The sequence below is a fragment of the Azospirillum sp. UENF 112521 genome, assembly GCF_058780665.1.
Window position 1 is genome coordinate 310331 of record NZ_JBSNCI010000009.1, and the last position, 13807, is coordinate 324137.

13 protein-coding genes are annotated in these 13807 nt (G+C 68.6%); 9 read left to right on the top strand and 4 right to left on the bottom strand.

The features are described 5' to 3' along the window. Positions 1-25: 25 nt before the first annotated feature. Positions 26-826 carry a zinc ABC transporter ATP-binding protein ZnuC gene (gene znuC / locus ACWPN8_RS32990; protein ID WP_199237715.1) on the top strand — a complete coding sequence of 267 codons (801 nt, stop codon included), beginning with the start codon at positions 26-28 and terminating at the stop codon, positions 824-826. Continuing rightward, on the top strand, positions 819-1604 hold the full coding sequence (znuB, locus tag ACWPN8_RS32995; RefSeq protein WP_098736094.1) for a zinc ABC transporter permease subunit ZnuB: 786 nt from the start codon (positions 819-821) through the stop codon (positions 1602-1604). Before znuC ends, znuB begins: the two co-directional genes overlap by 8 nt. Before the next feature lie 330 nt (positions 1605-1934). Here znuB and ACWPN8_RS33000 read toward each other — a convergent pair whose 3' ends face one another. After that, positions 1935-4550, bottom strand: coding sequence for a DNA translocase FtsK (locus ACWPN8_RS33000; protein ID WP_492243850.1), 2616 nt, complete (start codon positions 4548-4550; stop codon positions 1935-1937). Between the two features lie 65 nt (positions 4551-4615). Then, positions 4616-5872 (bottom strand): aminotransferase class I/II-fold pyridoxal phosphate-dependent enzyme, encoded by a 1257-nt coding sequence (locus tag ACWPN8_RS33005; RefSeq protein ID WP_109451420.1) that lies wholly within the window; start codon positions 5870-5872, stop codon positions 4616-4618. Between the two features lie 261 nt (positions 5873-6133). Between ACWPN8_RS33005 and ACWPN8_RS33010 the strand changes: the two genes are divergently transcribed. Beyond that, positions 6134-6703 (top strand): DUF2239 family protein, encoded by a 570-nt coding sequence (locus tag ACWPN8_RS33010; RefSeq protein ID WP_492243851.1) that lies wholly within the window; start codon positions 6134-6136, stop codon positions 6701-6703. Between the two features lie 111 nt (positions 6704-6814). Here ACWPN8_RS33010 and glnK read toward each other — a convergent pair whose 3' ends face one another. Then, complete coding sequence (gene glnK, locus ACWPN8_RS33015; protein WP_012977707.1) at positions 6815-7153, bottom strand: P-II family nitrogen regulator; 339 nt, start codon at positions 7151-7153, stop codon at positions 6815-6817. A 404-nt stretch (positions 7154-7557) separates the two neighbouring features. Between glnK and ACWPN8_RS33020 the strand changes: the two genes are divergently transcribed. The 3 genes from ACWPN8_RS33020 (at position 7558) to ACWPN8_RS33030 (ending at position 10328) form a co-directional block, all read left to right on the top strand. Continuing rightward, complete coding sequence (locus tag ACWPN8_RS33020) at positions 7558-8832, top strand: UbiH/UbiF/VisC/COQ6 family ubiquinone biosynthesis hydroxylase (RefSeq protein ID WP_492243852.1); 1275 nt, start codon at positions 7558-7560, stop codon at positions 8830-8832. Between the two features lie 103 nt (positions 8833-8935). Then, complete coding sequence (locus ACWPN8_RS33025) at positions 8936-9607, top strand: LolA family protein (RefSeq protein WP_109451416.1); 672 nt, start codon at positions 8936-8938, stop codon at positions 9605-9607. Positions 9608-9752: 145 nt separating this feature from the next. Further along, on the top strand, positions 9753-10328 hold the full coding sequence (locus ACWPN8_RS33030; RefSeq protein ID WP_492243853.1) for an HdeD family acid-resistance protein: 576 nt from the start codon (positions 9753-9755) through the stop codon (positions 10326-10328). 49 nt (positions 10329-10377) lie between these two features. On the opposite strand, the gene ACWPN8_RS33035 is transcribed toward ACWPN8_RS33030, so the two are convergent. Further along, the gene (locus tag ACWPN8_RS33035; RefSeq protein WP_109451411.1) at positions 10378-11031 is read right to left on the bottom strand and encodes a glutathione S-transferase family protein; all 654 of its coding nucleotides are present in this window, start codon (positions 11029-11031) and stop codon (positions 10378-10380) included. A gap of 85 nt (positions 11032-11116) precedes the next feature. Between ACWPN8_RS33035 and ACWPN8_RS33040 the strand changes: the two genes are divergently transcribed. The 3 genes from ACWPN8_RS33040 (at position 11117) to ACWPN8_RS33050 (ending at position 13697) form a co-directional block, all read left to right on the top strand. Beyond that, positions 11117-11620 (top strand): winged helix-turn-helix transcriptional regulator, encoded by a 504-nt coding sequence (locus ACWPN8_RS33040; protein WP_109451409.1) that lies wholly within the window; start codon positions 11117-11119, stop codon positions 11618-11620. A 256-nt stretch (positions 11621-11876) separates the two neighbouring features. Then, positions 11877-12869, top strand: coding sequence for an AraC-like transcriptional regulator QhpR (gene qhpR, locus ACWPN8_RS33045; protein WP_109451407.1), 993 nt, complete (start codon positions 11877-11879; stop codon positions 12867-12869). Between the two features lie 234 nt (positions 12870-13103). After that, positions 13104-13697 (top strand): hypothetical protein, encoded by a 594-nt coding sequence (locus ACWPN8_RS33050; protein ID WP_492243854.1) that lies wholly within the window; start codon positions 13104-13106, stop codon positions 13695-13697. Positions 13698-13807: the final 110 nt, after the last annotated feature.

Below are 13807 nucleotides of genomic sequence, written 5' to 3' on the forward strand. Positions count from 1 at the left end.
CTTTGGTGTCACGTTATAACGTAACATGTCAACACCCCAACCAAACCGGGATGGCTCCGCCCTCTTCGCCGGCCCGCTCGCCTGGACCGAGGATTTGACCGTCCGTTTCGGCCGCCGCACCGTGCTGGACCGCGTCAACATCGCCGTCCAGCCGGGCGAAGTGGTGACGCTGATCGGCCCGAACGGTGCCGGCAAGACGACGCTGGTGCGCGCCGTGCTGGGGCTGACGGCGCCCGATGGCGGTCGGGTGCTGCGGCGGCCCAACCTGCGCATCGGCTACATGCCGCAACGGCTGTCGGTGGACCAAACGTTGCCGCTGACCGTGCGCCGGTTCCTGGCGCTGTGGCGGCCGGTGACCGCCGATCAGGTGGCGGCGGCGCTGGAGGAGGCCGGGGTGACGCGGCTCGCCGACTCGGCGGTGCAGACGATTTCCGGCGGCGAGATGCAGCGGGTGCTGCTGGCCCGCGCCCTGCTGGGCGAGCCGGACCTGCTGGTGCTCGACGAGCCCGACCAAGCGGTGGACGTGCATGGGCAGGCGGAGCTGTTCAACCGCATCGCCCAGGTGCGGCAGCGGCGCGGCTGCGGCGTGCTGCTGGTCAGCCACGACCTGCACACGGTGATGGCGCGCACCGACCGGGTGATCTGCCTGAACGCCCATGTCTGCTGTTCCGGCCGGCCGGAGGATGTCAGCCGGCACCCGGAATATCACGCCCTGTTCGGCGGCCATGCCCGCGACCTTGCCGTCTATGTCCACCACCACGACCATGCCCATGCCGAGGACGGCAAGGTCGTGCACGACCATGACGGGGACTGCTGCCATGGATGAGTTCGTGATCCGCGCCCTGCTGGCCGGCGGCGGCATCGCCCTGCTGGCCGGGCCGCTGGGCTCCTTCGTGGTGTGGCGGCGCATGGCCTATTTCGGCGACACGCTGTCACATTCCGCCCTGCTGGGTGTGACGCTGGGCTTCCTGCTCGGCGTCAACCCGATGATCGGCGTGATGGTGGTCTGCGTGTCGCTGGCGCTGGCGCTGGTGGCGTTGCAGCGGCGGCGCCATCTCGCCGCCGACACGCTGCTGGGCATCCTGTCGCATGGCTCGCTGTCGCTGGGGCTGGTGGCGCTGGCCTTCCTGGAGACCTTGCGCGTCGATCTGATGGCCTACCTGTTCGGCGACATCCTGTCGGTGACCGACGGCGACCTGATGGCGATCTATGGTGGCGGCGCGGTGGCGCTGACCGGTCTGGCGCTGCTGTGGCGCCGGCTGCTGGCGGTGACGGTGGACGAGGATCTGGCGCGGGTCGAGGGCATGCCGGTCGACGCCCTGCGGCTGGCCTTCATGCTGCTGATCGCGCTGGTGATCGCCATCGCCATGAAGATCGTCGGCATCCTGTTGATCACGTCGCTGCTGATCATCCCGGCGGCGGCGGCCCGCCGCTTCGCCCGCACGCCGGAAGGCATGGCAGCGCTGGCCTCCGTCCTGGGCATCCTGGCGGTGATCGCCGGGATCCTGGCCTCGCTGAACTGGGATCTGCCGGGGGGGCCGAGCGTGGTGGTGGCTGCCGCCGCGCTGTTCCTGTTGGGATCGCTGGTGCCGCTGCGGCGCTGATCGAAAGCACGGCGCGCGACAGCGCTGCCTGCAACCGGAAAAAGAACACGTTCGCGTGGGTTTCCCGTTTGCGGAAGTGACCGCCTGGGCCATAGTCCGCCGGCGGACGCGATGGCGGGAGGGCCGCCATCGCCGCCGTACCAACGGAGGGCTGGAGGATGGAGAAAATCCTCACTCTCCTGATCCTGGTGCTGGAGATCGTCAAGCGGCTGCTTGACCTTCTGACGCACTAAGATCGGGCGGGCGGGCCGGGGAATAGGAGTCCCCGGCCCACCTACCCCCGATATTGGTGCTGCACCCGCCCGCTGTCAACGGGGTGCCAGGAAACACTCATTCGTCGATGTTGCGGGCCAGGACTTCGCGCTTGCCGGAGTGGTTGGGCTTGCTGACCACCCCTTCGGTCTCCATCCGCTCGATCAGACGGGCGGCGGAGTTGTAGCCGATACGCAGCTGGCGCTGGATGAAGCTGGTCGAGGCCTTGCGCTCGCGGCAGACCACCGCCACCGCCTTGTCGTAGAGGTCGTCCCCCGATCCGCCGCCGGTGCCGGGCAGGGCATCGTCGTCGAAGGACTGCTCGCCCTCCTCGTCCTCCAGGATGGCGTCGACATAATTCGGCTCGCCCTGGGCCTTGAGGAACCTGACGATCTGTTCGACCTCGTGGTCGGAGACGAAGGGGCCGTGGACGCGGGTGATGCGGCCGCCGCCGGCCATGTAGAGCATGTCGCCTTGGCCCAGCAACTGCTCGGCCCCCTGTTCGCCGAGGATGGTGCGGCTGTCGATCTTGCTGGTGACCTGGAAGCTGATGCGGGTCGGGAAGTTGGCCTTGATGGTGCCGGTGATGACATCGACCGACGGGCGCTGCGTCGCCATGATCAGGTGGATGCCGGCGGCACGCGCCATCTGGGCCAGACGCTGGATCGCCGCCTCGATGTCCTTGCCGGCCACGAGCATCAGGTCGGCCATCTCGTCGACGATGACCACGATGTAGGGCAGCTCGGTCAGGTCGAGCGGCTGCTCCTCGAACAGCGGCTTGCCGGTGTCGGGGTCGAAGCCGGTCTGGATGCGGCGGGTCAGCGACTCGCCGCCCTCGCGCGCCTCGCGCAGGCGGGCGTTGTAGCCCTCGATGTTGCGCACGCCGAGCTTGGACATGTTGCGGTAGCGGTCCTCCATCTCCCGCACCGTCCATTTCAACGCGACCACCGCCTTCTTGGGATCGGTGACGACCGGCGTCAGCAGATGGGGGATGCCTTCATAGACCGACAGTTCCAGCATCTTGGGGTCGATCATGATGAAGCGGCAGCGCTCCGGCGGCAGCCGGTAGAGCAGCGACAGGATCATCGTGTTGATCGCCACCGATTTGCCCGAGCCGGTGGTGCCGGCGACCAGCAGATGGGGGAAGCGGGCGAGGTCGGCGACCACCGGCTGGCCGCCGATGTCCTTGCCGAGCGCCAGCGCCAGCTTGCCGCCATGCTTGTCGAAGCCTTCCGCCGCCATCAGTTCGCGCAGCAGAACGGTCTCCCGCTTGGCGTTGGGCAGCTCGACGCCGATGACGTTGCGGCCGGGGACCACGGCGACGCGGACCGACACGGCGCTCATCGAACGGGCGATGTCGTCGGCGAGGCCGATGACGCGGGAGGACTTGGTGCCGGGGGCCGGTTCCAGCTCGTACAGGGTGACGACCGGGCCGGGATGGACCTTCTGGATCTCGCCGCGCACGCCGAAATCGCCCAGCACGCCTTCCAACTGGCTGGCATTGCGCTGAAGCGCCGCCTCGTCCAACTGCTCGCCGCGGATGCCGGTGGGCGGCACCTGCAGCAGGTCGAGCGGCGGCAGCTCGTAGCCCGGAGGTCCCTCCTCCTCGCCCAGTGGCAGGCGGGGCTGGCGCGGGTCCGATTTGTCGCCTTTGGTCTCCGGTGCTGCGGATTTGGGCGGGGTGACGATGGGAACGCTGCGGGCCGGCTTGTCGGCTCCGCCCAGGGCGGTTGTGCCGGGGGCGGCAGCCGGGCCTGCCGCTGGTCCGGCCGTCAGCGTAACCCGGCTGGCATCGAGGCCGGCGGGGGGAGGCTGGGGCACCCGGACGGCTTCGTCGAAGCGCGGGATGTCGTGTTTGCCGCCGCGCAGCGAGGCGTCCACGGCGACCGAGGCCGCCTGCGCGGCATTGCGGCCGTGGCGGCGCAGGGAGTCCACGCCGTTGCGGGTGCCCTGGCGGATCAGGTGGACGCCGTTGACCATGCCACGGCCGAGCGCGCGGAAGCTGGCAATCCACTCGCCGATCGACAGGCCGGCCGCCAGGAACAGCACCAGCCCGCCGCCCACCGCGGCGGCCGTCGCCACCATCGGCTCGGGCCCGAACAGGTTGGCGACCCCGCGCAACAGCACCTGCCCGATGCTGCCGCCCGGAAGGGGGGCGAGCGGATCGGTGGAGGCGTCGGTCAGGCCGGCCAGCGCCATCGCCACCAGGAACACGCCCCACAGCGCCAGGACGGTGCGGAACAGCGGGTTGCCGAGCTTGCGCTGGGCGCCGAGCCGCCAGCCCCAGAACATCGGCACCAGCGCGATGACGAAGGCGGCCCAGCCCAGCGACTGGATCAGCAGGTCGGCGGCATAGGCGCCGGGGATGCCGAACAGGTTGTGGGCGCCACCCGCCGTGGCCGGGACCGAGTTCAGCGAGGCGTCATGCGGGTCGTAGCTGCCCAGCAGCACCATCAGCAGCAGGCCGAACAGGCCCAGCACGAAGCCCATCGCCTCGCGCGCACGGGCGACGACGAAGGCGCGCATGGCGGGCGAGAAGAAGGGCGGCTTTTCCTGCCGGCTGCGGCCGGAGCGGATGCGGTCCTTTCCCGGCTCCTTCGCGGCCTCGCGGGGCGCTCCCTTGCGCGGGCTGGGGGCGGGCCGTCCCAGGCTGGGCCGGGGGCGCGCGGAGGAGGGGCCGGCGGGTCGGGCCATGGGACGGAAACCTCGTGCTGTAGAAACCGAAAAAGGGGCTGGCCGGAACCGGGTGCCGGAACCGCTCAGCCGAGAATGCGGACGATGGAGGCGCAGGCCTGGGCGACGGTGTCGGTGTCCTGCACCAGGGCGACGCGGATGAAGGCCTCGCCGGGGTTCGGCTCGCCGGGATTGTTGCGAGACAGGTAGGCGCCGGGCAGGACGCGGACCGCACCCTCCGCCCACAGCCGCTTGGCGGCCTCCTCGCCGTTGCCGACCTCCAGCCAGAGGAAGAAGCCGCCGGCCGGACGGCTATAGCCGTAGCGGCCGCCCAGCTCCGCCTCCGCCGCCGCGAACTTGGCGCGGTAGGCGGCGCGGTTCTCCTCGACATGCGCCTCGTCGCGCCACAGCGCGGTGCTGGCGGCCAGGATCGGCAGCGGCATGCCGGCACAGCCGTAGCTGCGCAGGCGGGAGAAGCGGCCGATCAGCGCCGGGTCGCCGGCGACGAAGCCGGAGCGCAGGCCGGCAGCACTCGACCGCTTGGACAGGGAATGGAAGACCAGCAGGTTGGACCAGGGCTTGCCGTCCGCGTAGGGCAGGCCGGCCGCGACCTGGAGCGCGCCAGCCGGCGGGGCGTCCAGCCAGATCTCGGCATAGCATTCGTCGACCGCCAGCACGAAGCCGTACTGCCGCGCCAGCCCGATGGCCTTGGCGAGATAGGCCGGCGTCGCCGCCGCTCCCTGCGGGTTGGCGGGGGTGCAGAGGTAGAAGAGCGCCGTGCGCTCCAGCAGCTCCGGCGTCAGGGCGTCGAGGTCGGGCAGGAAGCCGGTCTCGCGCGTCGCCGACAGGAACACCGGCTCCGCCCCCGCCATCACGGCCGCCCCCTCATAGGGCGCGTAGAACGGGTTGGGCATCAGAACCGCCGGCTGGCGCCCGGCCTTCCGCGTCGGCACCGCCAGCAGGGCCAGCATGAACAGCGCCTCGCGCGTGCCGGACAGCGGCAGGATGGAGCTGTCGGCCTGCAGCAGCCCGGCCGGCAGGTCGTAGCGGCGGGTCAGCCAGTCGCCGGTCGCGGCGCGGAACTCCGGCGTGCCGCCGACCGGCGGATACTTGTTCCAGCCGGATGCGCTGGCGCGCAGCGTTTCCTCGATGATGGCGGGCGGGGTGTGCTGCGGCTCGCCCACCGTCAGCAGGACGGGAGCGACGTTGGCGCGCGGGGTGATCGGCGCCAGCAGATTGGCCAGACGGGTGAAGGGATAGTCGGTCAGCAGGTCGAGCCGGTCGTTGCCGATCGCCTCGGTGAAGACGGCACCGCTGTTGACGCTGAAATCCGCAGAAACCATGGCGACCGCAACCCTCTTCGCAACCCCGGATGCCGCACCCCGGCCCGGGGAGGCGGCCATGTCTTCGATTGAGGGACCGATCCTATCGGCGGGGCACGGGGGGCACAAGCGCCCAGAACCTTTGGCCGCGGCGGGTGGCCGAACGGTCACAGCGGACGGAAGACAGTGTCCTTACGGGTCGCTTCGCTATTTCATCCGGGCGATATTGACGGCCCTGTTTCATCCGGGTAAAATATGTCCCTCACCAACGGAGTTCCGACCATGTCCGTCACCGCCGAAACCCTCTGTACCGCCTTCCGGGGCGAGCGCCGCCTTGCCGCCGGGGATGCGCTGAGCGTCGCGCGGGCGGTGCGGACGACACTGGACGCGGAGCCGGATGGGCCGCCGGTGCTGGTGTTCGACGACGCCACCGGCAAGGTGGTCGACCTCGACCTGCGGGGAAGCGATGACGAGCTTGCGTGGCGTCTCTCGCCGCCGCCGTTACCGCGGGGGCCGGGACGGCCGAAGCTGGGGGTGGTCGCGCGGGAGGTGACGCTGCTGCCGCGCCATTGGGAATGGCTGAGCGCCCAGCCGGGCGGCGCATCGGTGGCGCTGCGCAAGCTGGTGGACGAGGCGCGCAAGGGCGGCGAGGCGAAGGACCGGGTGCGCCGGGCGCAGGAAAACGCCTACCGCGTCATGCTGGAGCTGGCCGGCGACCGGCCGGGTTATGAGGAGGCGGTGCGGGCGCTCTATGCCGCGGACCGCGCGCGGTTCGAGGCGCTGACGGCGGAGTGGCCGGCCGACGTGCGCGGTTACGCCGGTGCGATGGCGGCGGACGCCTTCGGCGAGTGAGGATGGCGACTGGGGATAAAGGACCGGCTGAGGATTGAGGTCAGGCGCGCGGGACGCGCGCCCGCCGGGTCCGTTCCCGCCGGAAGGAGCGGACCCCGAGGTTCGGCAGCCTTACAGCGCCTCGGCGTTGGTCTCGCCGGTGCGGATGCGCACAGCCTGGGCGATCTCCAGCACGAAGATCTTGCCGTCGCCGATGCGGCCGGTGTTGGCGGCCTTCTGGATCGCCTCGACAACCTGCTCGTACTGGTCGTCGGACACGGCGACCTCGACCTTCACCTTGGGCAGGAAGCTCACGGAATATTCGGCGCCGCGGTAGATTTCCGTCTGGCCCTTCTGGCGGCCGAAGCCCTTGACCTCGCTGACGGTCAGGCCCTGGATCCCGAGCGACGTCAGCGCCTCGCGCACTTCGTCGAGCTTGAACGGCTTGATGATGGCCATAACCAGTTTCATGTGGCTTCCCCTTAAAGCGTTGTTCCGGCCGCGTGCAAGGCTGTGGCAGCCCGGTTGCGGTTCCGGTCCGGCCCGACACCGTACCGTTCCCCCGCCGTTGGCCCAAGCCTGTTCGCGTCGACCGCAAAAATCAACGATTACAAGAATCGTGCCGGTTGAAATGCGCTGCAACGATGGGAATATGCCTGTTGATTGGGCGCCCAAAAAGGCGGCATCTGCCTAAAATCCATTCAGCGACAATCTGTCCGGCGATCTGGCCGGGCCGGCTGGGGACTGGACACTGGACAGGACGCCGCAGTGCGACAATTGTCTGGTCGCGGCGTTGCCGGCAAGGCTCAGGGGCAAGGCTCGGGCCCGGCCGGCGACCGGCACAGGCATTCTAAGGCGAGAAGGCAGCGAGCATCATGGCCGTACCGGGCACCGAATCGGGCAACGCGACCGTTCCCCCGCAGGGCGGAGACATCACCACGGAGGTCGTGGTGCTGGGCGGCGGCCTGGCCGGGCTGACCATGGCGGCGGCGCTGGCCAACGCCGGCGTGCCGGTGGTCTGCATCGACCAGGACAGCCCGGAGCGCATGGGCGAACGGGATTTCGACATCCGCACCACGGCGATCTCCTACGCCTCCAAGATGGTGCTGGATGCGGCGGGCGTGTGGCACCACATGGCCGACAAGGCCGGCCCGATGCTGGACATCCGCATCGCCGACCAGTTCTCGCCGCTGTTCATCCATTACGACCACACCGAGCTGGCGGTGGAGGGCAAGCACCAGCCCTTCGGCTGGATCCTGGACAACAAGGACATCCGCCGCGCCCTGTTCACCCGCGCCGACGAGCTGCCGGGGCTGGTCCATCTGGCGCCGGCCAAGGCGGTGACGGTGGAGCGGACGCGGTCGGGCGTCTCGGTCCGGCTTGCGGACGGGCGGACCGTGCGCGGCCGGCTGCTGGTCGGCGCCGACGGGCGGCGGTCGATGGCGCGCGACAGCGCCGGGATCAGGGTGCGGCGCTGGTCCTACGACCAGAGCGCCATCATCTGCACGATCCGCCACACCGAGCCGAACAAGGGCGTCGCGGTCGAGCATTTCCTGCCCAACGGCCCCTTCGCCGTCCTGCCGATGACGGACAACCGCTGTTCCATCGTGTGGAGCGAGAAGACCTCGCTGGTCGACACCTATCTGAAGCTGCCCGACGACCAGTTCGTCGACGAGCTGCAACGGCGCTCCGGCGGCTATCTCGGCGAGATCACGCTCTTGACCAAGCGCGAGGCCTGGCCGCTGTCGGTCCTGCTGGCCGACCGCTTCATCGCCGACCGGCTGGCCCTGGTGGGGGAGGCGGCGCATGCCATCCACCCCATCGCCGGCCAGGGGCTCAATCTCGGCATGCGCGACGTCGCGGCGCTGGCCGAGGTGGTGGTCGATGCCTATCGCCTGGGGCTGGATGTCGGCGGGCCGGAGGTGCTGGCGCGCTTCCAGCGCTGGCGCCGCTTCGACACCGTGCTGCTGGCGGCGGTGTGCGACGGGCTGGTCCATCTGTTCTCCAACAGCATCCCGCCGGTGAAGCTGGCGCGCGACCTGGGCATGGCGGTGATCAACCGGCTGCCGCCGGTCAAGCGCTTCTTCATGAAGCACGCCATGGGCGTGGTCGGCGACCTGCCGCGGATGATCAAGGGCCAGCCTCTTTAAGCAGCCATTAAGAGCCGGCACCGGTAATCCTTGGCAGCGGGGGGCGGACGCCTTATGTCCGCCATACCGGCCGGGTAAGGAGCCGGGCTCCGAACGACCGAGGATGAAGACCGTGCTTCGCCGCCTTTCCGCCGCCCTGCTGTCCGCCGCCCTCATTGCCCCGCTGCCGGCCGTCTTCGCCCCGCCCGCCGTCGCTGCGCCTGCCACGCCCGTCTCGCTGACGGCGCAGGACCAGGCGGTCGTCGCCAAGGTGGAGGAGTATCTGAACGGCATCACCACCCTGCAATCGAAGTTCCTGCAGGTGGCGCCGAACGGACGGCAGGCGACCGGTACCTTCTCCCTGTGGCGGCCCGGCAAGATGCGGCTGGAATATGACCGGCCGCTGAAGGACTTCATCGTCGCCGACGGCAGCTTCGTCTTCTATTGGGACGGCGAGATGCGCCAGCAGTCGAGCGCCCCCATCGGCTCGACGCTGGCCGACTTCATCCTGCGCAAGAACATCCGCCTGTCGGGCGACGTCACCGTCACCGACGTGTTCCAGGCCCCCGGCGTGATCGAGGTCAGCCTGCTGGAGACCAAGGACGCCGGCAAGGGCACCCTGACCCTGGTGTTCGAGGACCGGCCCTTCCAGCTGCGCAAGTGGCGGGTGCTGGACGCCCAGGGCCTGACCACCGAGGTGGCTCTGCTGAACCCGCGGACCGACGTCACCTTCGACCGCGAGATGTTCTATTTCAAGGAGCCGGCGCGCGGGTCGGACTTCGGCCGCAACAACTGAGCGGCCAAGGGCGGGCGGGCAACGAAACCCTTCGCCTCCTGTTGTCATTGCACGGGATGACAGCGGGAGGCTTTCCATGTCCCACGACCATGTGGACCGGCCCGGGCCCCATCCGCAGCCCGGACCGGCGGGCCGTCTGCGCAGAATGAACAGGGTGCTGGCGCGCAACTGGTGGGCGCTGGCCCTGCGCGGGGCGGCGGCGATCCTGCTGGGGGTGCTGGCCCTGCTGATGCCGGGGGTGACGGTGGCGACGCTGGCGCTGACCTTCTCGGCCTACCTGCTGCTCGACGGGGTCTTCGCCATCCTGGCCGGCCTGCGCGCCTCCCGCCACCATGAACGCTCGCTGCCCTTTATCCTGGAGGGGGCGGTCAGCCTGATCGCCGGCATCGTCGCCGCGCTGTGGCCGGCCGCCAGCCTGTTCGCGCTGGTGTTCCTGATCGCCGCCTGGTCGGTCGTCACCGGCCTTGCCGAGGTGATGGGCGCCTGGCGGATGGAGCGCACCCACGGCAAATGGGCCTGGGGCGTGGCCGGGGCGCTGTCGATCCTGTTCGGGCTCAGCATGTGGATCCTGCCGGCGCTGGGCCTGCTGGCGCTCGCCTGGGGTGTCGCGGCCTATCTGATCGCCTTCGGCATGCTGGCGCTGGTGACGGCCGTCCGGCTGCGGCACTGCCATCGCGGGAACGGCGCCCCGGGCAACGGGGGAATGACGGCGACGGTATGAGCCGTGCCATCGCGGATGGCTGCTGCTATGAAGCCGCTCCCCCAACAGATCAGTCGCGATCTGGCGCACCGAGTGGGAAATAGGACCGATAAGGGCGCCCCTCGTCGACGGCACGCGCGATGGACGGCCGCGCCAGCAGGCGTGAGCGATAGTCCCGCAGCCGGGGAAAGCCGGGGCCGATCCGGTGAACCCAATCGGCATAGAAAAGCGAGGGGGCCGCGGCGCAGTCGGCCATGGTGAAGCCGTCGCCTGCCGCCCAGCGTCTGCCCGACAGCCTTTCCTCCAGCCAGGCATAGGCCGTATCGAGGGCCTGGCGGGTTTTCTCCTTCACCTCGTCCAGCCGCGTCGCGTCCGGTCGTATCGACTCGAACACCGGCGCCTGCATGGGCGTCATGATGTAGTTGTCGAAGAACCGATCCATCAGCCGGACCTCCAAGGCGGCGTCACCGTCGTCGGGCAGCCACCGGATCGGTCCGGCATGATGGCGATCCAGATGCTCGATGATGATGCTGGATTCCACGACCGTGCGGCCGTCGTCCGCCAGCACCGGAAAGCGCCCGAGTGGCCAGAGCGCCGCACGCTCCGCCGCTGCGCCGGGTTCCTCCAAATTCCGGTAGGTGAAGGGAATGTCGTTCTCCCAGAGTGCGATCAGCACCTTTTGGGAATACGAGGAGAAGGGATGCGCGTAGAGCGTCAGCGACATCGGGGCACCTCCAACTGCTTGCGATATGCAAGCAGTTGAAAGCTACCGCGACCGATCCTAATTTGCAAGCGGAAGGAGACCGGTCTTGCAGGATGCACATCGGTCGGGATGCCCGATCAACCTGACGCTGGAGGTCCTGGGCGACCGCTGGAGCCTGATCGTCATCCGCGACATCATTTTCGGCGACCGGCGGCGGTATCGCGAACTCCTGACCCGCTCGGAGGAGGGCATCGCGTCCAATGTTCTGGCGGACCGGCTCAAGCGGCTTCTCGCCGCGGGCCTGCTGACCAAGGCCGATGACCCGCGTCACCGGCAAAGCGTGATCTACAGCCTGACCGAGCCGGCGATCCAACTCGTTCCGTTGCTGGCTCAAATGGGCGCATGGGGGCGGCGGCACGCGCCTGCGTCCAGAGAGCTGTCGATTCGTGCGCAGCTTCTCGAAGAGGGTGGTCCTCCCTTGTGGGAGGAGTTGATGGATGAACTGCGCGTGCGTCACCTGAATGCCGAGGCGTGCGGCCTGTCGGTCTCGGACTCCGTTCTGCAGAGACTGAACGCGGCCTACGAAGCAATCCGGCAAGCGCCGAACTGACGGGCTTATCGCCGAGGTCACGACGCCCTCTTCCAACCCGTTCCGCGCGGGATGGGGCGGCTTTTGCTTGGCACATTCCCGTCTTATCGTAAGCCTATCGTACAATTTCCTACACAAATAGTCTCTGGCAGCCTGAAATCCGGCACAATGTTTGCTGCGTTGCGGCAAAACGGCTGCGAGGGGCTGTGTCATGACGCCGCACCGACCGACTCTTGGGCAAACTGCCGGCCAGCCCGGCGGGAGCCGCACAGGAACTGTGCAACACAACATCCTGGCCGCTGCGGCCTGCGGGGTGTCGGACTTCATCGCCGCCCAGGGCGGCTGCCCCGATCAGGTGTTCCACCGGGCAGGCGTGGAGGAGCGCGCGCTCGGCCAGCCGACGCTGGCGCTCGACCTCCGCGCCTATGTGGCGATGATGGAGGTGGCGGCGGCGGAGACAGGCAACGACAATTTCGGCCTGATGTTCGGCCGCCAGTTCCAGCCGGAGATGCTGGGGCTGATCGGCTCCATCGCGCTGGCCGCCCCGACTCTGGGGGCCGCACTCGACCATCTGGCCCGGCTGTTCCCCTTCCACCAGCAGGCGACCGAGACGCGCTTCGTCCGCGAGGGCGAGCTGCTGCGGCTGGAATACCGCATCCTCGACGGCTGCATCGTCGAGCGGCGGCAGGATGCCGAGCTGACCATGGGCATGTTCGCCAATGTGGTGCGCGCCTGCCTTGGGCCTGACTGGATGCCGGAGGAGGTGCATTTCGAGCATCCCAAGCCGGAGGGCTGGCGCCAGCACGAGTCGCTGTTCGACGCGCCCGCCCATTTCGGCCAGCGCACCAACGCCATCCTGCTGCGCGACCGCCAGCTCGACCGCCGCATGCCCGGCGGCGACATGGCGCGGCTGACCGGGCTGTGCGGCACGCTGATCGACATCGCCCGCGGCACCGGTACGCCGCCGCTGCTCGACCGCGTGAAGGCGGAGGTGCGGGCGCGGCTGCCGGAAGGCCCGACCTACGTCGAGGACATCGCCGACCGGCTGGGCATCGCCCGCTGGACCCTGCAACGCCGGCTGGCCGACGAGGGGCTGAGCTTCTCCGATCTGGTCGAGGGGGTGCGGCGCGATCTGGCGGCGGTCTATATCCGCCAGCGCCATGTCCCGGTCGCCGACATCGGCGCGCTGCTGGGCTATTCGGAGGTCAGCGCCTTCAGCCGCGCCTTCCGCCGCTGGTTCGGCATGTCGCCGGCGAAGATGCGGGGTTAGCGACCCGCACATCCGAGGGTCCGTTGCCTGTTCCAAACAGCGGCATCGGTTCGGCGACAGCCACCGCCTGGTTGTGTTCACCGGACCGATGAATGCCGGGCGCGCAATAATTGCGTGTCTTCTATAATGTTATTACGCTATTTGGTATTACCGACAAGGGTGAGGGGGCTTCTGCCGCCAGCCACGGCGATTCGGCACCGATCATCCGGCAAAAAATGATGCTGGGGAAAAACAATGATATCGCAAAGACTTCGTGCGTCATTCCTGGCGTTAGGCACGCTGCTGTTGCTCAGCGCCTGCGCCAGCCCGCATATGCGGGATGCTTCGGAACCCGTCGCGGCCGTCAAACCCGCTGAAAATGCAGCAACGCTTGTCCTGATGCGCCCATCGATGTTCGGCGGCGCCATCCAGTCGTCGGTCTACGACATAACGTCGGGCAAGTCCGAATTCATCGGCATCGTGTCCGCTGGGAAGAAACTTGCCTATGGAACGCCCGCCGGCAAGCGTCGCCTGATGGTGGTCGGGGAGTCGGCCGATTTCATGGATGCGGATTTTGCGACGGATCAAATTTACTACGCCCGCATTGCTCCACGCTTCGGAATGTGGAAAGCGCGCTTTTCTCTGGAGCCGGTTCCCGCCTCCTCGGCTGACCTGGAGAGCGATTTGAAGACTTGCACCTGGGTGGAAAACACCCCCGCTTCGCATGATTGGGCGCGCACGAACATGCAAAGCGTGGAGATGAAGAAGGCAGAGTATTTGCCAGACTGGGAGAAGGGCTCGGACAAGCCCTTCATCGCCCAGGATACCGGCAGGAAGGCTCAGCCATAGCCGGAGGTCATCAAAACGGGCGTCGTCGCCGGTGACGGGTGTTCGCCCGCACTGTCGCGGATCGCGGGCGGCGCCCGGTATTGCAGGAAATCCCCCTCGGCCGGAACAGG